Origin of the sequence: Chryseobacterium hagamense, from assembly GCF_007991455.1 — a bacterium.
Classification (GTDB): domain Bacteria; phylum Bacteroidota; class Bacteroidia; order Flavobacteriales; family Weeksellaceae; genus Chryseobacterium; species Chryseobacterium hagamense.
Genome location: NZ_BJYJ01000001.1, coordinates 580,484 through 601,779, shown reverse-complemented (window position 1 = coordinate 601,779; position 21,296 = coordinate 580,484). Strand labels below are relative to the sequence as shown.

Genomic DNA, 21,296 nt, shown 5'->3' with positions numbered 1-21,296 from the left:
AATATTATCGGTAGCCCAGGTGAGGCGCCACCCATTTTTCAAACTCTTCCATAAATTCTTTCAGGAAATCTTCTGTTGCCTGATGAGCTATTATTTCTTCTCTGTCGAAAAGTTTCCCGCTTTCTCCCACTTATGCTTCAGGCTGCTGCATAACGGGCATATTGAGAAATACCAGGGATTGGCGTAAATGATGATTCGCTCCGAAAGCTCCCATTTTTCCGGGAGAAAGGCTGATGACAGCGGCGGGTTTCCGATGGAATACATTCCGGCCGTGTGGAGCGGAACCGACGTCGATGGCATTTTTAAGAACCGCAGGAACCGGTCGGTTGTATTCCGGAGTGATAAAAAGGATGGTATCCTGTTGCCGAACGGACTCCCTGAAATTTTTCCAGCCCGTTGGAGGAGCACCGGTTTCAAGATCCTCATTATAGATAGGGATGTCGTACAGCGAAATCAGCTGATAGATAAAGGAAGGATAAAGCTTCATTAGGCAATGCGCCATTTTTAAACAAAGAGCCTGTTTAAATTTACCTTTTATATTTTAACATTAAGAATTTAAGGCATTTTAGCTTAAAAAATCAATATGTCGGTTGCCCGGCAATATTCAATTAAGTCAATTGAAATCATCGTATTAAAGTGAAGAATAAACAAAGTTTATTTAATTCAGAAAATTAAGAGAAATGACGGAAAGTTTGATGAATTAAAATTTTAAACAGGCTCAAAATGAATCCTTTCGCAAGCTGCCTGTAATGATACCGATTTTGAACGGTGACTGTTCCATAATTTTTTCCGGCAAAGAAACGACAGGCGGATCCTATGAAAAGAGAATAAATCCGACAACTATTCAAAAAAATCCGGTCCGAAACTTATGAGTGGATACCTGTGCTTCAAAAACTGTTTGGGCGATATTCCCGAAAATTCTCTGAAATCACGGATAAAAGTGGGACTGGTCTGAGTAGCTGAAAGCGTAGGCCACTTCCGAGAGCCTTGACACCGGAGTGTTGATGAGATAGGTGAGGGCAGACTGAAACCGGGAAATCCTGGAAAATTGCTTCGGTGATATCCCTGTGTAAGAATGCATGATCCTTTCCAGTGAACGTCCGGAAATTTTCAGGCCCGAACATAGGTTTTTAAGACACGAAACATGGTGATCCTTCTTTAGAGTCTCAGTAATAAAGTGAATACCGGAAACCTGTTTTTGTTATCGGCAATCCGGCGGAGCAGAAAATCTGACAGCAGTTTTGTTCTGGCAAGAAAAGAGTCTGTGCCGGAAAGCTTTTCCGCCAGTTCATTTTTAAGATAAAAATTAAGATCGGCGTAGGTATTGGTAAGTTCGGAACCATCAATGCCGAAAATACTTGTAAGGGCATAAGGCTGGAAACATACCACCAGATTGCGGAAAGGCCTGATGGCTGTCTCGCCTGTATATCGGGCCGTTAACCCGTGAACGAACAGCTGCGGAAGAAATTCGCCCTTATTCCCTGAGAATGAATCCTGATGTTCGTGGAAAACCAGCCCTGCATTTCCGTCTTCAAATATCCTGAATGGTTGCTGACCCTGCCATCCTTCACTGCTTGCAGTCTATAAAACGGCAGACATAAAGTCGGAGTTCCGGGCAGGGCAAAAGCTGAAGATGTTTCATAGACAGGTTTTCTCAAAAACAAATTTACTTCAAACAAATCAATCCAGACCAATAGAAAAAACCTGATGCATATCATAATAATTTCCTTAATAATTTTGTTTAACAATTTTGTCAAAACGTTTGATTGATTTAAATTTGCACAAAGTTGTTTAACAAAAATGTCAAATCAAATCAAAAAAGACCAGACACAGGAACTCATCAAGGAAACCACGAAGAATTTATTCTTTGTGAAAGGGAAATTCGATGCCACCACCCAGGAGATTGCTGATGCGGCCGGGGTCAACAGAACCCTGATCAATTACTACTTCCGCTCGAGGGATAATCTGATTCAGATTATTTTTGACGAAGCGCACAAAGTGGAGCATGAAAAATCCGAAATCATCATGAATTCAGATCTGCCGTTCAAGGAGAAAATAAGCCGGTTTATCGAAAGCAGCCTGTCTACCAGTCTCCAGTATCCGTACCTTGAGACTTACATTGTCTCACAGATCAACAAAGGAAACTGTCATAAAAAAGATATCGAGCAGGGTGAGCTGGAAAAGTTGTATAAAGATATCGAGCTGGAAATGGAATTGGGAAATATCGAAAGAATGAAGCCCATCCAGTTTCTTCTGAACATGATTTCTTTATTGGTATTCCCGAGCGCCGTACGGCCTTTGCTGATGGAAAACCTGATGATCGGTGAAAAGGAATTCGATAAAATCATTTCCGAAAGAAAAGGGATTATCCTGAATATGTTATTTAAAAATTAATAAAAAGATTAAAGTATTTTTTTAAATGATCCGTCCTTTAGAAATAAATTACAGCTACAACAATTCCATTAAAATAATAAACGAAACATAAGATTATGAAAAGTAAACGTATAACTGCACAAAAGCTGAAAATAGGAATAGCTGCTGCATTTATGATGTTCGGTTTTTCATTGGGGTCTGCCCAACAACAGGTTTCCCTGCAGGAAGCCATTAAGCAGGCACTCCAGAATAAAGCGGAAGCTAAAAAAGCCGCTTTACAGGTTACCAAAGCCGAATATAAGATTGATGAAGCCAGAGCAAGTGCCCTGCCGCAGATCCATGCGACAGCGGGGCTTACCTACAACCCGATCATCCAGGAATCGCTGCTGGAATTCGGGGGGCAGAGAATCCGGGCCCAGCTGGGACAGCCATGGAGCTCTACAGCGTCCGTACAGCTTCAGCAGGCCATTTTTGACCAGAGGGTTTTCACCGGACTGAAAGCCGCCAAATCCACAAGGGAATTCTATGTCCTGAATGCCCAGCTTACCAATGAGCAGATCATTGAAAACGTAGCAACGGCTTATTATCAGGTGTTTGTTCAGGAAGAAAACCTGAAAACCGTGGAAGCCAGCTATCAAAATACCGAAAAGGTGCGGAATGTGATCAAAAGTCTGGTAGATAACGGACTGGCCAAATCCATCGATCTGGACCGGACCAACGTTCAGCTTACCAACATCGGATCCAACCGGCAGACCCTGAGAAATTCGGTAGAGCTTTCAAAAAATGCCCTGAAATTTTATATGGGCGTTCCGATCAGCACCGATATCGAGCTTGAGGAAAAAACCATCGAGCCCAGACCTGAACTTATTGCCAGCACGGTAAACCTGGATGAACGTACTGAAATAAAAGTGCTGAATAAAAACCGCGAGCTTTTAGTCTATAATAAAAAAGCAACGGAAGCTTACAAATATCCTACGGTAGGCCTTGTGGCCAATTACGGATGGGGGGCCACCGGAGCCAAATTCCCTTTAACCAACGGGATCAACAACGGGGTGCTCTGGAGCGATTATTCAGCGATCGGCCTCAACGTCAATATTCCGATTTTTACCGGCGGAGCTACCAAAGCCAAGATCAATCAGGCGGAAATCGATATCCAGGATCTGGATCAGGATATCCAGAATACCCAGCTGAGCCTGAGCCTGGATTATAAGAATGCAATCACCAATATGGAGAATGCACTCATCAACACCGAAAGCACAAAAGACAATGTAGGATTGGCAGAACGGGTTCAGAAAAATACCCAATCCAACTACCAGTACGGTCTGGCAACCCTTACAGAAGTGCTGGATGCTGAAAATGCATTGACGCAGGCCCGGCAGAATTATGCCAATGCTTTACTGGATTATAAGCAGGCGGAAATCAAATTAATTAAAGCAAAAGGCGAATTAAACACACTACAAAACCCATAACAAACGAAAATGAAAAAAACGCTCATATATATCATCGTAGCCGCAGTTCTTGTTGGTCTTGCCGCTTACAAGATTGCCGGTAATAAGGAAAAGCAGACCAAGGAAGTTCAGGAAGTAGCCAAGCAGGTGGATAAAATCAATGTCAATGTGGTGACGGTTTCCAGAGAGAATATCGATACCGATTATTCTGCCAACGGAACCTTTATTCCGAAACAGGAGTCCAACCAGTCTTCCGAGATTTCAGGACGTATTGTAAGTGTTCTGGTAAAAGAAGGATCCAGGGTAGGCGCAGGACAGGTCCTGGCAACCATTAAAAAAGATGCAATTGAAGTAGATGTTACCCAGGCTCAGAATAATTTGCAGAATGCGATCAGCGATAACCAACGGTATGAAAATGCATTCAAAACCGGCGGCGTTACCAAACAGCAGTTGGATAACTCAAGATTACAGCTGAGAAATGCACAGGCTGCGGTTCGTGCACAAGGCGTAAGGGTAAATGATGCAAGCATCCGTGCAGGAATCAGCGGAACCATCAACAAGAAAATGGTGGAACCCGGTATGGTGGTGGCGCCCGGAACCGCTTTATTTGAAATCGTAAATATCAACTCCCTGAAACTGTCCGTTTTGGTGGATGAAAGCCAGATTGGAAAAATCCAGCTGGGCCAGGAAGTTCCGATTAAAGTTAATGTATTGCCTGACGAATCATTTAGCGGACGCATTACTTTCATCGCGCCTAAAAGTGACGCTTCTCTGAATTTCCCGGTGGAAATTGAAGTACAGAACAGAGGAAACCTGAAAGCCGGGATGTATGCTACGGCAACCTTCAAAACCAACAACGGCGCGGAGACCCAGAATATGCTGACGGTTCCTGCAGAAGCTTTTGTTAACGGAGTGAGTTCAGGACAGTTGTTCATCGTCAGCAACGGAACGGCTAAGCTGATTACGGTGCAGACCGGAAAAGTATATGGCGATAAAGTTCAGATCATCAGCGGACTGAAAGGAGGGGAGCAGGTGATTACCAGCGGACAGATCAACCTCGATAACGGGTCCAAAATCAATATCGTAAAGTAAGAACAGATGAAGTTAGCAGAAATATCCATTAAAAGGCCGTCTCTGGTGATCGTACTCTTTACGATCCTTACGCTGGGCGGTTTATTAAGCTACTCCATGATGGGGTATGAATTGATTCCGAAGTTTGAAACCAATATGGTCACCATTTCCACGGTATACCCCGGAGCTTCCCCTGCAGAGGTGGAAACTTCCGTGACCCGGAAAATTGAAGATGCCGTAGGTTCTTTGGAAAACGTAAAAAAAGTGGAATCTTCATCTTACGAAAGTTTATCGGTGATCATGGTTCAGCTGAACACGGGTGCCGATGTCAACTATGCGTTGAATGATGCCCAGAGAAAGGTAAATGCGGTTCTTTCCGATCTTCCCGATGATGTAGATCCGCCGTCCCTGAATAAATTCTCCCTGGACGACCTTCCGATCATGACGCTGAGTATCACCAGCGACAAGCTGAACAATAAGCAGCTGTATGATCTTTTGGATAAAAAAATCGAACCGATCTTTTCCCGGGTCAACGGGGTAGCGCAGGTTACGCTGGTAGGCGGACAGGAAAGAGAGATCCAGGTGAATCTGGACGAAAAGAAACTGCAGGGGTACGGGTTGTCTATCGGCGATGTACAGCAGGCCATTCTTTCTTCCAACCTCGATTTCCCGACGGGAGCCTTGAAAACAAGAACCTCTAGATCGACGATCCGTCTGTCCGGAAAATATAAAAGTGTAGCTGAACTGAACAATCTGGTAGTTTCCAATAAAAACGGGGCACAGGTGAGGCTGTCGGATATCGCTACGGTTTTCGATTCACAGAAGGATACCGAAAAGATTGCGAGATACAACCAGAACTCCACGATTTTGCTTCAGGTGAAGAAACAGTCGGATGCCAACGCCGTATCGGTATCGGAACAGGTTCAAAAGACCATCGCACAGGTGCAGAACGACTATAAAGTGCAGGGGCTTAAACTGAATATTGTCGATGATTCCACCGACTTTACCCTGGAAGCGGCCGACCACGTAATTTTCGACCTGTTCCTGGCGATTATCCTGGTAGCGGTCGTGATGTTACTGTTCCTTCACAACATCAGGAATGCCTTCATCGTTATGGTGTCGATCCCGATGTCATTGATTGCTACGGTAATCGGAATGTACCTGATGGGCTATACCCTGAACCTGATGAGTTTACTGGGGCTTTCGCTGGTGGTAGGTATTCTTGTGGATGATGCGATCGTAGTACTGGAGAATGTCTACCGGCACATGGAAATGGGAAAAAGCAGGATCCGTGCGGCTTACGACGGGGCGTCTGAAATCGGGTTTACCGTAACGGCAATTACCCTCGTAATTGTGGTGGTATTCTTACCGATTGCGATGAGCTCCGGATTGGTATCCGATATTCTGGCGCAGTTCTGTGTAACGGTAGTTATTGCGACGATGCTGTCGCTACTGGCTTCATTTACCATCATTCCATGGTTATCTTCAAGATACGGGAAACTGGTACACCTGACGGGAAAGAATGTTTTTGAAAGATTTATCCTCTGGTTCGAAAGGCAGCTGGAAAAATTCACGCACTGGATCACCGGAATCCTGGAATGGGCTTTGAAAACAACCCTGAGAAGAATCATGACGGTGGTTGTAACTTTTATCATCCTGATTTCTTCTTTCATGCTGGTGGCTTTCGGGTTCATCGGTGGAGAATTCTTCCCTAAAATGGACCGTGGGCAGTTCCTCGTTCAGATGGAATTGCCGAAAGATGCTTCCGTAGAGAAAACCAACCAGGTAACGCTGGCCGTAGAAAAATACCTGAGAAACGACAAGGATGTGGTGGATATGATCACGACGGTCGGTCAGCAGTCTTCCGGATTCGGAGGGGCACAGGCTACCTTGTACCAGTCGGAAATCCAGGTGATTCTGGTAGACAAATCCGAACGTAATGAAAGTACGGATATCAAATCCGCTAAAATTAAAAGGGCCCTTGAAGAAAAATTCACAGGGGTTGAATTCAAGACGGCGCCGATCGGACTGATGGGAGCGGATAATGCCCCGATTGAATTGGTGGTGACGGCTCAGGATAACGAAACGGCCAATAAAGAAGCCAACAGGATCCTGAACCTGCTTAAAAAAGTGCCGGGCTCAGTGGATGCCGAATTGTCTACCGACAGCGGAAATCCTGAAGTCCAGGTAAATATAGACCGTGATAAAATGGCCGCTTTGGGCTTGAATCTTTCCAGTGTAGGACAGACGATGCAGACGGCATTCAGCGGAAATACCGACGGAAAGTTCAGAGCGGGCGAATATGAATACGATATCAACATCCGTTTCGGAGATGCCAACCGGCAGTCGATTGATGATGTACGGAACCTGATGTTTACGAATCCCCAAGGGCAGCAGATCAGGCTGAGCCAGTTTGCCGACGTAAAAATGGGATCCGGGCCAAGCTTGCTGGAACGTAGGGATAAAGCGCCTTCCGTAAAAGTAAAATCCAAAGTGGTAGGCCGTCCGGTAGGAGACGTAGCCAACGAATGGGCAGCCATGTTCATGGATAACGAAAAAACAAAACCTGCAGGCGTATCGTACATCTGGAGCGGAGATATGGAAAACCAGACGGAAGGTTTCGGTACCCTGGGAATTGCTTTGTTGGCAGCCATCGTATTGGTATACCTGGTGATGGTTTCCCTGTATGACTCATTCGTTTATCCGTTCGTGGTACTCTTCTCCATTCCGCTGGCACTGATCGGGGTCATGGTGATCCTGGCCATCACCGGAAACTCACTGAATATCTTTACTATGCTGGGGATGATCATGCTGATCGGTCTGGTCGCGAAGAATGCGATTATGATCGTCGATTTTGCCAACATGCGGAAAGCAGCCGGGGCCAATACCCACGACGCGCTGATCCAGGCCAACCACGCCCGTCTCCGTCCGATCCTGATGACGACGATTGCGATGATTTTCGGGATGATTCCGATCGCGATTGCCAAAGGGGCAGGAGCCGAGATGAACAACGGTCTTGCCTGGGTAATCATCGGAGGTCTGACTTCATCGCTATTCCTGACGCTGATCATTGTACCTGTTGTTTACTCTCTTTTTGATTCCGTTCTAAGAAGAATGGGCAAAGGGGAACCGGTAGATTACGAAGCGGAAATGAAAGCCGACTACCAGCACAGAGACCTCAGTGAAGACGGATTCACTCCGAAACATATCGACTAATCATCAACCAACCTATAATTAACCCAAAAGCGCATCAGCAATGATGCGCTTTTTTTGATGAACGATCAGTACGTTGCGTCTTTTAACCACAAAAGCTGAACAAGAGATATAGATGGTATTTATTAAAATTAACGTGAGCTCGATGTAGAAATGTGATCGTAAGGCTGGAAGAGAGATGCCGGATGCAGGAAGTTACTTTTGTCAAAAGTATAATAAGAAATTCTAATGATCAAACTGAATCTTTTGTCATTCGATCTGAAAGCGTTCTTATTTAAAATCATGACTGAATAGGATTAAATTTTATTTTTTTTATTAATTAAACAGCTGAATATAAGTTAGATAAGATCAAATTTACATTGAAATTAAATGCTGCAATTGAATAAGCGCACCAAAGTTTTTAAAAATCAAAGATTTTATGCTCCACCTTTGTATCCATCGGTGGCTGAGCGGAGCCGAAGCCACATCACCATCTGTGAAAATCTGCACCATGTGTAATGAATTTTAAATTTTCTCAGGAATCAATATACGTGCCTCTACGCTGTTCTCGGGTGACTGAACGGGGCTGAAGTCACGTGTTTACGTCTGCAAATCTGTGTTATTTGTGAAAAAAAATTCGTGTTCTTGGTGTTTTATATACCAAATAAAAAAGACTCTCAGAAAACCTGAAAGTCTTTTATCAATATCTTTAGCAAAATTAATCGGCCATCACTTCACCGGCTTTGCGGTAAACGAAGCTTCCGTAAATATGCCTTCTGGCAAAACGGCTCGGCGAATCGGCATTCACCATTTTGATGTAGGTGTTTCTCGGGACACTCAGGTATTCATAAATATTTCCGTTCAGGTGCTGTACCGTAAGGATGGATTTCTCCAGGTAAAAATCCTGAATATTCGAAGTGGTGATGGTTTCGGTATATTCTTCCTTGTATTTTTCCTGCGTTTCCGGATTGATGCTTACCAGGAAATGATAAGCCTCGATCACCGATTTGCTTTTCTCTTCCGCTTCCAGCTTTCCGGCTTCATCATTGATGAATTTATCAGGATGCGTATCTTTCATCGTATTCCTGTAAATGGTTTTCAGTTCCTTTAATGTTACGTTTTTATCTACTTCCAGAAGCTTTCTGTATTCGCCTAATTTTTTCATATGGTGGGATCCTTATTTTCGGACTGCAAAATTAAGGTTTATTTTTTGGAAATCGTAAGTTTTTGATTGTTAATTTATTCCTATCCCTGTTAACGTTTATAACGTTAACAGGAATGAAGCCAGTTCCAGCGACTCCTCAATATGCTGCTCCAGCATTTCACCGTTTTCCAGCGGATAATAAAACTCCTTGGGATTGACAAATACATTGTTGTATTTCGTACGATCGCTGGCACCATCGACATCAATGGGTAAAAGTCCCGGACCTTTCTTACGCTGTACGGTGTTAAGGCCTTTGGAAGTCACTTTGGATTCCACACAACCCACAAGGGCACCTCTTCCCGATACATCAAAACAAATCACGGTGTAAATGCCGTTTGGAACCAGCTGACCCGGCGGGAGGATGCAGGCATAAAGCACGTGGGGCAGATTGATAATGCCGCGGGAAATTTCGACGGACAGATCAGTTCCCTGGAATTCTCTGTACTTATTTTGCAGACATTCCTTGAAGCCGTTCAGGGCATCCCGGATGGTCATCATTCCCGGATCGTTGGTACGCAGCGGTGCTCCCTTTACAACAGGATGGACCTGCCGGAATTCACAGATGGTGTTGAAATAGTCGGTGATTGGATTGTTTTCCATATAAGAAATAATGAAATCAGATAAACACGGCTCCTGTAGCCCAGTCCAGTGTATCCAAAAGCTTGTGGATCTTCTCCGGGCAATTCGGACAGACCGTAATAAACCTGAGTATTTTATCCGATACCAAAGTGTCGTGGGTTTTCAATGGAGCGTTACAAACATTACAATGACCTTCCTGCGTGATTTCATTCATGGCTTCCAGCTTTTTAATTTCGTTTATAACTTCATTGATAGAAAGCTGAATGGCCTCATTTCTTTCTTTAAACTGACTTTTTGAAAATTCGCTGAAAGCCGAACATTCCGATTTCATTTTTTGAAAAATATCTTTTCTCTCGTTATAAGATTCCAGAATGTATTTTCTGCAAAAACTTTTAATCCTGTCGGTATATCCTCCAGCTCTGAATATTTTCTCTGCATCCGGACTGTTTAATCTGATCATACTGAAATTTAATGATAAAAGTTTAGCTCCGGCTAAAAGGTATAACGTTCTCTTCAGTTAATTTTACTTTCAGGCGGTCAGCATATTGATGCAAGAATTTTTCTTTCTCCATTTTCGGCAGCCGGAAATAAAAACTCATGCCCATTGATGATCCTGGGCTCCTTATGATGCTTTCCGATTCTTTCGTAAAAAGACTTCAGGGCTCCGTAAGGCGTAGCAATACCGAGTTTGTTATTTTTGCTGAACCCATGATTTTCAGTTCCAATATTTCAGTTCCGGCGGATTGGATTATACATGAAACTTTAACGATTATTCCGTTCTCTGATAGATATGTGTCAGCTTCGCATTTTTAATAAAATCTTCCGTAAAGGTCTTAAGATCTGCTTTTTTATCGGTCAGTTCAAAATAATAGGCCATGATATTCGGAAACTTCGGGTCTTTACACAGCACTTTATATCTTCTGACAGAAGGATCCGAACTCAGAAAAGCCTGCTCCGAGGCATTGCTCAGCCTGATGTTGTTTACATCAAAAGCATCTTTCCAGTTTTTCTGGAGCCTGGCAAACCGCTTCTGGGTCCGGTCACTGTCTTCACTTTCAAATTTATCTACCTGGAAATTGGTGAGAAGCTGCGGGTAAACCAGTCCTTCTTTCAACAGCAAAGCCGTTATTTTATCGGAAGGATCGTAGAAAACAATCTTATTGTCGAATAAAATCTGCTTGTCGTTAAGCGTCATTTTTCCGGCGAATTTCTTGTAATTCTTCTTTTTATAATCATTTTTAAAATGTTCGATAACGGCTTTATCTTTAGGTCCTTCTTTCGTCGTTTTCTGGGCAGCAGCGGAAACCGACAGGAGTAAGGAGATGCTTAGGGTATACAGGAATTTCATTAAATAGGGTTTACAGTAAGAACGGCTGAATTTATAAAATATTTTTAATTCTCAGATGCTGGAGGAGCATAATGGTTTTGGCATCTTTGATTTCTCCCGAATCGATCATGGCTAAAGCCTGACCAAAAGGCAGTTCCAGCACTTCAATATTCTCGCCTTCATCAGCCAGGCCGCCGCCATCGTTCATTTTCATTTCCGGTGAATATTCCGCAATGAAAAAATGGAGGATTTCCGTTACGGAGCCCGGTGACATATAGGCTTCAAAAATTTTTTCAACATGGGAAATTTTGTATCCGGTTTCTTCTTCGGATTCCCTTTTGATACATTCTTCAGGATTGTCATCGTCGAGCAGGCCGGCACAGGCTTCGATCATCATTCCTGAGGCATTTCCGTTAATGAAGGTAGGAAGCCGGAACTGTCGTGTTAAAATCACCGTTTCCGAATTTTTATTGTACAACAGAATAACGGCTCCGTTTCCACGGTCATAAGCTTCACGGCTTTGCTGTTCCGATGTTCCGTCTTTTTTCTGAATACTGAATGTCACTTTCTTAAGTGTATACCAGTTATCGGACAGGATTTCCGTTTTTTCAATAGTTACTTTTGTATCGTGCATAAGTTGAATCATCTAAGTTTAATTTTTCAATAAATCTTTTAAAGCTTCCTTCAGGTGGGGGAATTCAAACTGAAATCCTGCATTTTGGATCTTTTCGCAGGAAGCTCTCGAACCTTCGAGGACGGCTACCGACAGCTCACCGAAAATCAGCTTTAAGACAAATGAAGGAACGTTGGGCATAAATAAAGGTTTTTTCAGAATCTCTGCAGCCTGTTCCGTGAGATCTCTGTTGGTGGCATGCTCAGGAGCAACGGCATTGAAGGCGCCGTGCAGTTCAGGGTTTTGAAGGGCAAATTCATACATGGAGCAAATATCGTGGATATGGATCCAGGGCATATACTGATTTCCCGTACCGAGCGGGGATCCGATGCCTGCCCTCAGGGGCGGAAGCATTTTTTTCAGCGCGCCTTCTTTTTCGGAAAGCACAACTCCGGTCCTCAACTTGACCACCCGTTCAGCAATATGCTGATCCCTGAATTTATCCGCAGCCTGTTCCCAGAGAACAGTCACTTCACTCAGGAAGTCATTTCCCGGTGCGTCCTGCTCCGTAAATATCTTTTCTGTGGTTTCCGTTCCGTAATAGTTGATCCCTGAAGCCGAAATAAAAGATTTCAGCTTCCGGTTATTCTTCTGTAAGGTTTTCAGAATCAGGCGGGCAGTATCTACCCGGCTGGAGATAATTTCTTTTTTTCTTTCACCGGTCCACCTCTTTTCGGCAACGCCGGCTCCTGCCAAATGGATTACATGCGAAATATTTTCAAAAGCATTTTCATCAACGGTACCGTTTTTAAGGTTCCATTCAAACTCGTTGGCATGCTGTTTTTTCCGGGTCAGAAACCGGACGGTGTATTCCTTTTCAAGTCTTTTTGATAATTCTCTGGCGATTAATCCGTTGGCACCGGTAATCAGGACAATTTCTTTCATATTGCGGTATTAGGGGGATTTCACGACTGATTTTTCACGATCAGGACGAAGTCGGCATCCAGAAGTTTATAGCCGTAATCATAAATAAATTTATATTCTGAGCCATTTTTATAAACTTTCAGATTCGTGAAATACTCAAAATCAAAACCCAAGCCATCAAGTTTTGTACGGGCCACTTTTGTTTTGCCGTCGGTATTTACTTCCGTAAGGATCCGGTAATTTCTCCGGAGCTTGTTGTTCACATTCCGCATCAGGTTGTTCGAGTCTTTGTTCTGTTTGTTGTTGTAGGCGTTCCGGCAGGCATCATTACAGAATTTTTTGTCTGATCTGCCGATAATTTTTTCGCCGCATTCAAGGCATTCCATCATTTTTATTTTTTCAGTTTGTGTATTTGGCTGTGCTTTTTTTTGAGAAGCTTTATAAACCGGCTGTGGGTAGGATAAGTCCGGTTAGGCGTGATGTTATTAAAAAAAAGGGCAATAAGCAGCAGGATCAGACATCCGGAAAGTACGGGCGACAGCACATACCAGAAGCCCAGTTCAGGGATTTTCCCTGCAGAGCTCACGGCAATCAATGCAGTAGCGCCGCCGGGCGGATGCATCGTCTTGGTATACTGCATCAGGACGATGGAAAAAGCAACAGCCAACGGGGCGGAAAGCCAGATGATATCCGGGACGGTCTTATAGATGGTGACGCCTACCAAAGCAGACAGCACATGTCCGCCGATCAGGTTCCTTGGCTGGGCGAGGGGACTCTGAATGGCCCCGTAAATTAATACACTGGAGGCTCCGAAAGATCCGATCAGAAAAATATTTTCCGTTTCCGTTAAATGCTGCGACTGGATAAAAGCAATAATGCCGATTCCGAAAAATGCGCCCAGAAAAGACCAGAAATGTTCTTTATAATCCACCAGCGTTTCCCTGTAGATCACATATCTGGAAACCCGGAATGTTCTTTTTATTGTCTTCTTCATATTTTCAAAAATACTCATTTATCCGTTTACAAACGACTACAAACGAATTTAAATAATTTTTTACCGAATCCGGCTGTGGAATAGGGCAATCTTTGCAACAGAGATCAGGGAAAACAGTGAACGTCTCCGATCTGATTATTAACCCTTAAAATTACACATTATGTCACTAAGAAACAAAATTACGCTTGTTGGGCACACCGGAAAAGAAGTAGAAGTAATCAACTTTGAAAACGGATCACTAAAAGCCACCGTATCCTTAGCAACCAGCGATCATTACACCAATGCGAAAGGAGAGAAAGTAGAAGAAACCCAATGGCACAATCTGGTAGCCTATGGAAAAACCGCAGAGATCCTTCAGAAATATGCTCCGAAAGGAAAGGAGCTGGCCGTGGAAGGAAAACTTATGTACCGCTCTTATGACGATAAGGATGGGGTAAAAAGATACATCACCGAAATCAGAGTGGAAGAAATCCTTCTGTTAGGAGGAAAATAATTTTAAAAATACAGCCATGAAAGTAAAAGTTTTTAAAATAAGAGTTGATGAAGAATATCTTCATACCGATCAGAAGATGCTGGATGCTTTTTTAGAATCGCATGACATCATCAAAGTGGAGACGGCCTTTGTAAATGATGAAAATTACTGGTCTGTGGTTATGTATTTTGACGAAATCAAAATGGCAAAAGATTCCGTAAAGGAGCCGAAGCCTGTAAAATATTCCGCAGAAGACGATACGCTGACCTCTGATGAAACGGCGATTCTGGATGCCCTGAAATGCTGGCGTTCTGAAAAAGCAAAAGAACAGAACCTACCGACCTATTTCATCGCGACCAATAAAGAACTGTTGTCGGTTGCCAAATACAAGCCGGCAAGAAAAGAAGAACTTCTGGATATTAAAGGTTTCGGAAAACATAAGATTGAAAACTATGGTGAGGAAATTCTGGAGCTTCTGGAAAGCATCTGATGACAGGTGGAAACACAAGTGAGGGAAATATTATTTTTTACCCGGAGCCGGAGATTATTTTTCTCCGGCTTTTTTGTTTGTCTGAAAAGTCCGCTCAATTCCTTATTTTTGCTGCTTATAAATATTAATCATCATTTATCTGTTATAAAATGAAACCAGGTTTAGCAAAAGGAACGAGAGATTTTACCGCATTGGAAGTTTCCCGAAGAAGATATATCATCAATATACTCCAGAAAAATTTCGAATTATTCGGGTTTCAGCCGCTGGAAACGCCAAGCTTTGAAAACCTTTCCACTTTAACGGGAAAATACGGGGAAGAAGGAGACCGGCTGATTTTTAAAATCTTAAATTCAGGGGATTATACTTCAAAGGTGAATCAGGAGGATTGGGAGAATAAAAGCCATCAGAAGCTGATTTCCCAGATTTCAGAGAAGGCTCTCCGTTACGACCTTACGGTACCTTTTGCAAGATTTGTAGCCATGAACCATAACCAGCTCACTTTTCCCTTTAAGCGTTACCAGATCCAGCCGGTATGGAGGGCCGACCGTCCGCAGAAAGGAAGATTCAGGGAGTTTTACCAGTGTGATGCCGATGTGGTAGGAAGCGAAAGCCTTCTGCAGGAAGTGGATCTGGTTCAGCTTTACCTGAAATCGTTTGCCGAGCTTAGTATTCCGGTAACCATTCATATCAACAACCGAAAGATCCTTTCCGGACTGGCAGAATTTGCCGGTATCACCGATCAGCTGATCGATTTTACGGTAGCGTTGGATAAGCTGGATAAAATCGGGAAAGAAGGCGTTGTAAAAGAATTGGTGGAACGCGGAATTACCCAGGAATCCATTGATAAGCTGGACTTCCTGTTTACGCAGTCTGATGATGCTTTGGAGAACCTGTTGCAGCTTAAAGAAAAATTTGCAGGAAACGAAACCGGGTTGAAAGGGGTGGAGGAACTGGAAACCGTTATTACCCAATCTTTAAACCTTGGCACGGATATTCAGAACCTGAGATTCGATATTACTTTAGCCAGAGGTCTGGATTATTACACCGGTGCCATTTTCGAAGTGAAAGCGGATGAAGTGCAGATGGGTTCTATCGGCGGTGGCGGGAGATATAACAACCTTACCGAGGTTTTTGGCGTTAAAAATATCCCGGGAATCGGGATTTCCTTCGGACTGGACCGGATTTACCTGGTCATGGAGGAACTGGGACTTTTTCCTGAGCAGGCAACTTCCAAAATGGAATACCTGTTTGCCAATTTCGGAGGAGATGAAACCGTGGAAGCTTTAAAACTGATCAGACAGCTGAGGGAAAAAGGAGTTTCCGCTGAGATCTATCCTGAAAATGCCAAAATCGGGAAACAGTTTACGTATGCTGAAAAGAAGGGCATCAGAAACCTTGTTTTTCTGGGGGAAGAAGAAATTAAAAACGGAATGGTCACTTACAAAGATCTGGAAGCAGGAGAGCAGAAAACCGTTTCCTTAGAAGACTTTTTAAATAAATAATGCATCAGGTTCCGGAAGATCTTTTGGGAAAATGGCTTAAAGGATGGTCCATATCCAGGGGCAAGCCTTTGCCGGAACCCTGGAAGTCAGGATACCGGGTTCTTGTTGGAGACGAAACGCAGAAAGTAAGATATGTATTTCCGGAGATAAACGAAGATTTTATCGGGCTTGCGGAATCTATCCGTGAGCCCTGGATTTACCTCAAGGTCTGCGCACCTCGTGAAGAATTGATCAGGCTTATTCCTCAGCGGTGGAAAATGCAGCCGCAGGGATATATGATGTATGGTCCGGAAAAAATGGATAAGCATGGAAAGCCAATGCCGAAAGGCTATTCTATAGAAATTTTTGAGCAGCAGCCGGATTTATTTGTTGTAAGAATTAATACTGAAAATAAAGGAGAGGCCGCCATCGGACGATTGATTATCGTTGACGGACTGGCCATTTACGACCGTGTAAAAACTGAAGAAAGCCACCAACGCAAGGGGCTGGCGACGAAGGTAATAAAAGAGCTTCATCAGATTGCGGTATCAAAAGGAGTTTCTCAGAATTTCTTGGTCGCTACCGGACAAGGTAAGCTTTTATATGAATCGATGGGCTGGAAAACATTCAGTCTTTACACTTCTCTTGTGATAAAGGATGAAAAATGAAAAGAAGGTTTAAATAAGTAATTCCTATTAACGGGTTGAATGAAAGAAGCTGCAGGCTGGAAGTTTTTCCTGCAAATATCACAATCACCATCCAGATGAACTGCACTTATTTTTCTATAAAGCCTGTAAAAACAAAATGATTTTGTAATTTGTAAGTCAAAACTTTAAACTAATAGGTAATGAATACGATTTGCGGATTATGCGGGAACCCATTAACCTCAATGGATACTGCGGCGGGTGAAAATAAACTGGCCGATGGCCATTTGTTGTGCAACAGCTGTCTGAACCGGGCTGCTTCCCTCAACAGAGATGTAATTAATAATCTCAGTCAGTTTTTTCTTCCTGAAATCAGAGGAATTATTCTTCAGGGAAAAATCGGCATATCTGAGCATCCCGTCTCTTCAGATTTCCAGAATACAGGGGTACCGACTTTCGGATTCGGTGGAATACCCACGAGGTTTGATGAAATTCAGGATCAGATTGTTGCCCTGAATGCGCGATTAAGTATCCTGGCGAATGCTGAAGTAAAAGAACTGGTCAATATCTTGGAAAGAGATGAAAAGCTAATTGCCATTGCAGAAGCATTAACCGTTCCCGGAAAAATAGAAGGACTTCTGTTTTCAACCCATAAAAGAGTGGTTTTTATCGACAAAAAGCTTTTGGGTAATGTGCAGATCGATGAATATCCCTATCACAATATCCGTTCTGTTGATCACGTGGAAAGCCTTCTGTATTCAACCCTTAAAATTATTCCTAAAAGCGGTTCTTCAGCAGAATTCAAGCTTCATAATAAAAATGACGGCAGAAACTTCAGCCATGCTTTCAATCGATACCTGAATGGTAATATAAGCCAGTCTGCTTCACAACAACAACAACAACAACAACAACAACAAATTCAGGCTTCTTCTTTTAATCTGTATCATCTTCCGGATCAGGAAACCCCGTTTCGGCAGACAAGCAATCATGAAAACATTTCACAGACATCCTCTAAAGAATCGGCAGAAGTCATTATTCAGCAGCTTGAAAAACTGGGCAAATTAAAGGAAATGGGTGTTCTGACGGAACAGGAATTTGCCGAACAGAAAAAAAAGTTGCTTGAAAGGCTTTAAAACTATTGCGGGGCTGCACAGGACTATGTTGCCGGCCTGGCGCCGTTTACAAACCTGAACAGGGTATTTATGAAAAATGAGGGAAGCGAAATGAACCGAACTGAAAAACATTAACTATGGAAAATTATCTGGAAACTAACAGGAAGTCCTGGAACGCCAAGGTGGAACCTCATCTGAAATCCGGTTTTATTTTGTAGATGAGTTTCTGAAGGGGAGAACATCGTTAAATTCTATTGAACTTGAGCTTCTGGGAGAAATATCCGGTAAAAGCATTCTGCATTTGCAATGTCATTTCGGGCAGGATTCCATTTCTTTTTCAAGATTGGGAGCCGAAGTCACCGGAGTTGATCTTTCAGATAAGGCTATTGAAGCCGCAAAGGAACTGGCTCAAAAAGCAAAAACGGAGACGGAATTTATCTGTACAGATCTGTATAACCTGCCTAATATGCTTGACCGGGAATTCGATATGGTCTTTACCAGCTACGTAACCATCGGCTGGCTTCCTGATTTAAAAAAGTGGTCTGAAATCATCAACCGTTTTCTTAAAACCGGGAGGAAAATTCATCATGGCAGAATTCCACCCGGTGGTATGGATGTCTGATGACGATTTTGAAGGCATCAGGTATAATTATTTTAATGAAAAACCGATCGCCGAAACCTATGAAGGAACCTATGCCGATCAGTCGGCAGATCTTGTAAAGGATTATGTGATGTGGAACCATTCTCTCGCAGATGTTCTTCAGAATCTGATTCTGAATGGAATGGAAGTCCTGCAATTCAAATAGTTTGACTGGTCGCCGTATCCCTGTTTCCGGCATACGGATGAGTTTGAAAAAGGTAAATGGAGAATTCTGAAGTTTGGCAACAAAATCCCGATGGTCTATGCTCTTGAAGCCGTAAAAAAGTCATTGTAATTCAAAACTACAATGACTTCCTATATATGAATGTTAAAATAAACTGGTTTAGCTTAACGCTTCCTGTGTTTTATTTCTCAGATCTTCAGCTTTATCCTGTGCCTGAGAAGCTACATCATTTGCTTTATCTTTTACCTGAGAAGCTACTTCGTTAGCTCTGTCTTTTACCTGAGACGCTACATTATTTGCTTTATCCTTAATGTCGCTGCTCCACTTATTCAGGTTGTCTTTGGCGGTATTGATCTTATCTTTCACCATTTGCTTATCTTCATCAGAAGAGTTTTTGTATTTCCAGTATGCTAATGCTCCTAAACCTACTAATGCCAATAAACCTTTCGTTTTATTTCCCATGATTTCTATTTTTTAAATATTAATATTAATGTTTGATACTAATCATTATGTAAAATACGTGCCAAAAAAAATAACCGAATGATAAAATAATGTTAAAATTATTTGAATACTTCAAAATTTTGCCCGTCAAAATCGGCAAAAACCATTGTCGGATGGGAATCCTGATGAAACAGGTTTCCTTCTCTATCAATAGCAATCGCTCCGGCAAAGCCGTCTATAGCCTTTAATTCGTTAAAGGTTTTGCTGAACGCTTCTTCCAAGGTCAGGCCGTCGGTAACCCGGGTTACGATTTTAGCTGCGGTCGCATTGCTTACGATATCTTCTCCTACGCCCGTACAGCTTACGGCACAGAAAGAATTGGCATAATTTCCGGCAACCGTTGCAGAATCCGAGATCCGTCCCGGTATTTCAAATCCTTTGCCTCCGGTGGAGGTGGCAGCAGCCAGTTTCCCGTCTTTATCAATGGCAACGCAGCCTACAGTTCCTTTTCCGCCGTTCTTCAGCTTTTCTTCATATTCCTTTCGCCGTTTCGGAATTTCGGTAGAGTGGTTCTCGAATCCATGTTCGTCTGCATATTTTTTTGCACCGTTTCCACCTAACACGCGGTCGTCTTCTCCGATGAGTGCTTTAGCTACGAGAATCGGGTTTTTTACATTTTCAATATTAATTACTCCGCTCATCTTTTCAGTTTCCCCATCAATGATTGCTGCACTCATGCGGATGATTCCGTCACCCTGAATCTGGGAGCCGGTTCCTGCATTATACAGTTCGTCATCTTCAAGCAGGGAAACAGCATATGCCACTGCCTCAAAAGCAGAATGGGTCTTTAAATACTCAAATGCCTTCTCAGCAATGCCTTTAAGCGAATCCTGTTTAGCCGTCTTTACTTCATGGCTCTGGTCGCTTTCGGAGAAAAACCCGCCGTGGATGATAATTTTCATATATTTTGTAATTAATGGTTGATCAATGGGTTTGATTTGCAGTTGAGGGTGATTAACCGTTTTAGACCGGTGAACGATCAATCATCCACAATCAATTATAGTTAACGGTCCTGCGGAATCGGATTAAACTGTGAGTTTTCGATCGTCAGGATCTTTGTCGTCAGATCATAATGATCGTTCATAGAAAGTACATGTACCGTCAGGTTATCAATGGAAATAGGTTCTCCAAGGTTGATATTGGTAAGGTTGGTATCCTTGATAAATCTGCCGTCCACCAGGATCACCAGTCCCGAACCAACAGCCGTCATGACTTCATTATGAATAAATAGTCCCGTATCCTCGCCCAGGCCGATGCCCAGCGTTCTCGGGTTATTCACCACTGCCTGGAACAGCCTGCCGATCCGTCCCCGCTGCACGAAATGGGTGTCGATGATTACATTATCAATTAATCCCAGGCCTTGTGTGGTCTTGATTTCCCCTTTCAGCAGGGCTTCCGAACTGCTTCCCTGATAAATCATATTTTCAGAGGCTGCAGCAGCTCCTGCAGAGGTTCCGGAATAAATGAAATCCTGTTCCTGGTATTTCAGTAAAATCGTATCATGAAATCGTGTTCCGCCCAGAATGGAAGTGAGCCTCAGCTGGTCTCCTCCGGTAAACATCACGACGTCGGCCGCATTGGCCCTCGCCACGATAGCATCGGAATTGGCTTCATCCCGGTTATGGACATCCAGGATATTCACGTTCCGGGCACCCAAAAATTCAAATGCTTTCTTATATTCGGATCCTACAATCTGCGGAATCTGAGAGGCGGTTGTAATAATTTCGATCACCGAATCTTCCTTATGTTTAGATTCGTTGATGATTTTCCTGAGAATCCCTCTTTCAAAGAAATTGAGGTTTTTTTCTATGTTCTGATCAAAATCGGTTTCAGCAAAACTGCCTTTATTAACAGCACCCCCGATCACAATTAATTTTCCAACTGGTTTAGTCATAGGCTGCAAAGTTAAAAAATTATTAACAGGTAGAAAAATTCGTTCCTATTGAAATTATTTATCATGATTTAGTATTTACTGATGATTTTCACTTATTTTTTACAAATGTTTAATTGTGGTATAGTTTCGTTTGGGGTTTTGCATTATCTTTGG

General features: G+C 43.0%; 23 protein-coding genes and 2 pseudogenes. 10 read left to right on the top strand and 15 right to left on the bottom strand.

Translation table 11 applies throughout. The annotated features are described in order from the left end of the window. Positions 1–4: 4 nt before the first annotated feature. The 4 genes and pseudogenes from CHA01nite_RS20915 to CHA01nite_RS21000 all read right to left on the bottom strand — a co-directional run. The gene (locus CHA01nite_RS20915; RefSeq protein WP_262712130.1) at positions 5–130 is read right to left on the bottom strand and encodes a hypothetical protein; all 126 of its coding nucleotides are present in this window, start codon (positions 128–130) and stop codon (positions 5–7) included. Next, on the bottom strand, positions 131–502 hold the full coding sequence (locus CHA01nite_RS02660) for an NADPH-dependent FMN reductase (RefSeq protein ID WP_228458323.1): 372 nt from the start codon (positions 500–502) through the stop codon (positions 131–133). A 426-nt stretch (positions 503–928) separates the two neighbouring features. Next, complete coding sequence (locus CHA01nite_RS21045; protein WP_373869012.1) at positions 929–1,114, bottom strand: helix-turn-helix domain-containing protein; 186 nt, start codon at positions 1,112–1,114, stop codon at positions 929–931. A gap of 44 nt (positions 1,115–1,158) precedes the next feature. Further along, a pseudogene (locus CHA01nite_RS21000) lies at positions 1,159–1,551 on the bottom strand (DUF6597 domain-containing transcriptional factor); the annotation flags it as partial. Between the two features lie 249 nt (positions 1,552–1,800). On the opposite strand from CHA01nite_RS21000, the gene CHA01nite_RS02645 reads away from it, so the two are divergent. From CHA01nite_RS02645 to CHA01nite_RS02630, 4 genes are all read left to right on the top strand, one after another. Continuing rightward, a complete protein-coding gene (locus CHA01nite_RS02645; protein ID WP_146939664.1) occupies positions 1,801–2,394 on the top strand; it encodes a TetR/AcrR family transcriptional regulator in 594 nt (197 codons plus the stop codon). Positions 2,395–2,489: 95 nt separating this feature from the next. Further along, complete coding sequence (locus CHA01nite_RS02640) at positions 2,490–3,842, top strand: TolC family protein (protein ID WP_146939663.1); 1,353 nt, start codon at positions 2,490–2,492, stop codon at positions 3,840–3,842. Positions 3,843–3,851: 9 nt separating this feature from the next. Further along, a complete protein-coding gene (locus CHA01nite_RS02635) occupies positions 3,852–4,913 on the top strand; it encodes an efflux RND transporter periplasmic adaptor subunit (protein WP_146939662.1) in 1,062 nt (353 codons plus the stop codon). A 6-nt stretch (positions 4,914–4,919) separates the two neighbouring features. Next, complete coding sequence (locus tag CHA01nite_RS02630; protein WP_146939661.1) at positions 4,920–8,108, top strand: efflux RND transporter permease subunit; 3,189 nt, start codon at positions 4,920–4,922, stop codon at positions 8,106–8,108. A gap of 694 nt (positions 8,109–8,802) precedes the next feature. Here the strand turns inward: CHA01nite_RS02630 and CHA01nite_RS02625 are convergent. The 8 genes from CHA01nite_RS02625 to CHA01nite_RS02590 form a co-directional block, all read right to left on the bottom strand. Further along, positions 8,803–9,249: a KTSC domain-containing protein gene (locus tag CHA01nite_RS02625; protein WP_146939660.1), complete on the bottom strand. Its 447-nt coding sequence runs from the start codon at positions 9,247–9,249 to the stop codon at positions 8,803–8,805. Positions 9,250–9,345: 96 nt separating this feature from the next. Next, on the bottom strand, positions 9,346–9,888 hold the full coding sequence (locus CHA01nite_RS02620) for a hypothetical protein (RefSeq protein ID WP_146939659.1): 543 nt from the start codon (positions 9,886–9,888) through the stop codon (positions 9,346–9,348). A gap of 16 nt (positions 9,889–9,904) precedes the next feature. Continuing rightward, entirely contained in the window at positions 9,905–10,327 is a 423-nt protein-coding gene (locus CHA01nite_RS02615) for a Spc97/Spc98 family protein (protein WP_146939658.1), read from the bottom strand. 309 nt (positions 10,328–10,636) lie between these two features. Beyond that, positions 10,637–11,215, bottom strand: coding sequence for a hypothetical protein (locus tag CHA01nite_RS02610; RefSeq protein ID WP_146939657.1), 579 nt, complete (start codon positions 11,213–11,215; stop codon positions 10,637–10,639). A gap of 31 nt (positions 11,216–11,246) precedes the next feature. Further along, the gene (gene nudK, locus CHA01nite_RS02605) at positions 11,247–11,840 is read right to left on the bottom strand and encodes a GDP-mannose pyrophosphatase NudK (protein WP_373869009.1); all 594 of its coding nucleotides are present in this window, start codon (positions 11,838–11,840) and stop codon (positions 11,247–11,249) included. Between the two features lie 6 nt (positions 11,841–11,846). After that, positions 11,847–12,752: a TIGR01777 family oxidoreductase gene (locus tag CHA01nite_RS02600; RefSeq protein ID WP_146939656.1), complete on the bottom strand. Its 906-nt coding sequence runs from the start codon at positions 12,750–12,752 to the stop codon at positions 11,847–11,849. A 20-nt stretch (positions 12,753–12,772) separates the two neighbouring features. After that, positions 12,773–13,120, bottom strand: coding sequence for a hypothetical protein (locus CHA01nite_RS02595; protein ID WP_170234668.1), 348 nt, complete (start codon positions 13,118–13,120; stop codon positions 12,773–12,775). A 2-nt stretch (positions 13,121–13,122) separates the two neighbouring features. Next, positions 13,123–13,725, bottom strand: a complete 603-nt coding sequence (locus CHA01nite_RS02590; RefSeq protein ID WP_146939655.1) for an HPP family protein — start codon at positions 13,723–13,725, stop codon at positions 13,123–13,125. Between the two features lie 160 nt (positions 13,726–13,885). On the opposite strand from CHA01nite_RS02590, the gene CHA01nite_RS02585 reads away from it, so the two are divergent. From CHA01nite_RS02585 to CHA01nite_RS02560, 6 genes and pseudogenes are all read left to right on the top strand, one after another. Beyond that, positions 13,886–14,218: a single-stranded DNA-binding protein gene (locus CHA01nite_RS02585; RefSeq protein WP_146939654.1), complete on the top strand. Its 333-nt coding sequence runs from the start codon at positions 13,886–13,888 to the stop codon at positions 14,216–14,218. Between the two features lie 16 nt (positions 14,219–14,234). After that, positions 14,235–14,687 carry an HRDC domain-containing protein gene (locus tag CHA01nite_RS02580; RefSeq protein ID WP_146939653.1) on the top strand — a complete coding sequence of 151 codons (453 nt, stop codon included), beginning with the start codon at positions 14,235–14,237 and terminating at the stop codon, positions 14,685–14,687. Positions 14,688–14,836: 149 nt separating this feature from the next. Then, entirely contained in the window at positions 14,837–16,189 is a 1,353-nt protein-coding gene (gene hisS, locus CHA01nite_RS02575) for a histidine--tRNA ligase (protein WP_146939652.1), read from the top strand. Further along, a complete protein-coding gene (locus CHA01nite_RS02570; RefSeq protein ID WP_146939651.1) occupies positions 16,189–16,836 on the top strand; it encodes a GNAT family N-acetyltransferase in 648 nt (215 codons plus the stop codon). The genes hisS and CHA01nite_RS02570 overlap by 1 nt, the downstream gene beginning before the upstream one ends. Before the next feature lie 179 nt (positions 16,837–17,015). Further along, positions 17,016–17,945, top strand: a complete 930-nt coding sequence (locus tag CHA01nite_RS20795; protein WP_228458322.1) for a PH domain-containing protein — start codon at positions 17,016–17,018, stop codon at positions 17,943–17,945. 116 nt (positions 17,946–18,061) lie between these two features. Next, a pseudogene (locus tag CHA01nite_RS02560) lies at positions 18,062–18,859 on the top strand (class I SAM-dependent methyltransferase). A gap of 48 nt (positions 18,860–18,907) precedes the next feature. Here CHA01nite_RS02560 and CHA01nite_RS20790 read toward each other — a convergent pair. From CHA01nite_RS20790 to CHA01nite_RS02545, 3 genes are all read right to left on the bottom strand, one after another. Continuing rightward, positions 18,908–19,210 (bottom strand): YtxH domain-containing protein, encoded by a 303-nt coding sequence (locus tag CHA01nite_RS20790; protein ID WP_228458321.1) that lies wholly within the window; start codon positions 19,208–19,210, stop codon positions 18,908–18,910. A gap of 98 nt (positions 19,211–19,308) precedes the next feature. Further along, positions 19,309–20,151, bottom strand: coding sequence for an isoaspartyl peptidase/L-asparaginase (locus CHA01nite_RS02550; RefSeq protein WP_146939650.1), 843 nt, complete (start codon positions 20,149–20,151; stop codon positions 19,309–19,311). 101 nt (positions 20,152–20,252) lie between these two features. After that, entirely contained in the window at positions 20,253–21,143 is an 891-nt protein-coding gene (locus CHA01nite_RS02545; RefSeq protein WP_146939649.1) for a cyanophycinase, read from the bottom strand. Positions 21,144–21,296 lie beyond the last annotated feature (153 nt).

Excerpts from the sequence above, each read along its gene's own strand:
- CHA01nite_RS02660 (WP_228458323.1), bottom strand. The coding sequence starts at position 502 with ATGGCGCATTGCCTAATGAAGCTTTATCCTTCCTTTATCTATCAGCTG.
- CHA01nite_RS02645 (WP_146939664.1), top strand. The coding sequence starts at position 1,801 with ATGTCAAATCAAATCAAAAAAGACCAGACACAGGAACTCATCAAGGAA.
- CHA01nite_RS02640 (WP_146939663.1), top strand. The coding sequence starts at position 2,490 with ATGAAAAGTAAACGTATAACTGCACAAAAGCTGAAAATAGGAATAGCT.
- CHA01nite_RS02635 (WP_146939662.1), top strand. The coding sequence starts at position 3,852 with ATGAAAAAAACGCTCATATATATCATCGTAGCCGCAGTTCTTGTTGGT.
- CHA01nite_RS02630 (WP_146939661.1), top strand. The coding sequence starts at position 4,920 with ATGAAGTTAGCAGAAATATCCATTAAAAGGCCGTCTCTGGTGATCGTA.
- CHA01nite_RS02625 (WP_146939660.1), bottom strand. The coding sequence starts at position 9,249 with ATGAAAAAATTAGGCGAATACAGAAAGCTTCTGGAAGTAGATAAAAAC.
- CHA01nite_RS02620 (WP_146939659.1), bottom strand. The coding sequence starts at position 9,888 with ATGGAAAACAATCCAATCACCGACTATTTCAACACCATCTGTGAATTC.
- CHA01nite_RS02615 (WP_146939658.1), bottom strand. The coding sequence starts at position 10,327 with ATGATCAGATTAAACAGTCCGGATGCAGAGAAAATATTCAGAGCTGGA.
- CHA01nite_RS02610 (WP_146939657.1), bottom strand. The coding sequence starts at position 11,215 with ATGAAATTCCTGTATACCCTAAGCATCTCCTTACTCCTGTCGGTTTCC.
- nudK (WP_373869009.1), bottom strand. The coding sequence starts at position 11,840 with ATGATTCAACTTATGCACGATACAAAAGTAACTATTGAAAAAACGGAA.
- CHA01nite_RS02600 (WP_146939656.1), bottom strand. The coding sequence starts at position 12,752 with ATGAAAGAAATTGTCCTGATTACCGGTGCCAACGGATTAATCGCCAGA.
- CHA01nite_RS02595 (WP_170234668.1), bottom strand. The coding sequence starts at position 13,120 with ATGATGGAATGCCTTGAATGCGGCGAAAAAATTATCGGCAGATCAGAC.
- CHA01nite_RS02590 (WP_146939655.1), bottom strand. The coding sequence starts at position 13,725 with ATGAAGAAGACAATAAAAAGAACATTCCGGGTTTCCAGATATGTGATC.
- CHA01nite_RS02585 (WP_146939654.1), top strand. The coding sequence starts at position 13,886 with ATGTCACTAAGAAACAAAATTACGCTTGTTGGGCACACCGGAAAAGAA.
- CHA01nite_RS02580 (WP_146939653.1), top strand. The coding sequence starts at position 14,235 with ATGAAAGTAAAAGTTTTTAAAATAAGAGTTGATGAAGAATATCTTCAT.
- hisS (WP_146939652.1), top strand. The coding sequence starts at position 14,837 with ATGAAACCAGGTTTAGCAAAAGGAACGAGAGATTTTACCGCATTGGAA.
- CHA01nite_RS02570 (WP_146939651.1), top strand. The coding sequence starts at position 16,189 with ATGCATCAGGTTCCGGAAGATCTTTTGGGAAAATGGCTTAAAGGATGG.
- CHA01nite_RS20795 (WP_228458322.1), top strand. The coding sequence starts at position 17,016 with ATGAATACGATTTGCGGATTATGCGGGAACCCATTAACCTCAATGGAT.
- CHA01nite_RS20790 (WP_228458321.1), bottom strand. The coding sequence starts at position 19,210 with ATGGGAAATAAAACGAAAGGTTTATTGGCATTAGTAGGTTTAGGAGCA.
- CHA01nite_RS02550 (WP_146939650.1), bottom strand. The coding sequence starts at position 20,151 with ATGAAAATTATCATCCACGGCGGGTTTTTCTCCGAAAGCGACCAGAGC.
- CHA01nite_RS02545 (WP_146939649.1), bottom strand. The coding sequence starts at position 21,143 with ATGACTAAACCAGTTGGAAAATTAATTGTGATCGGGGGTGCTGTTAAT.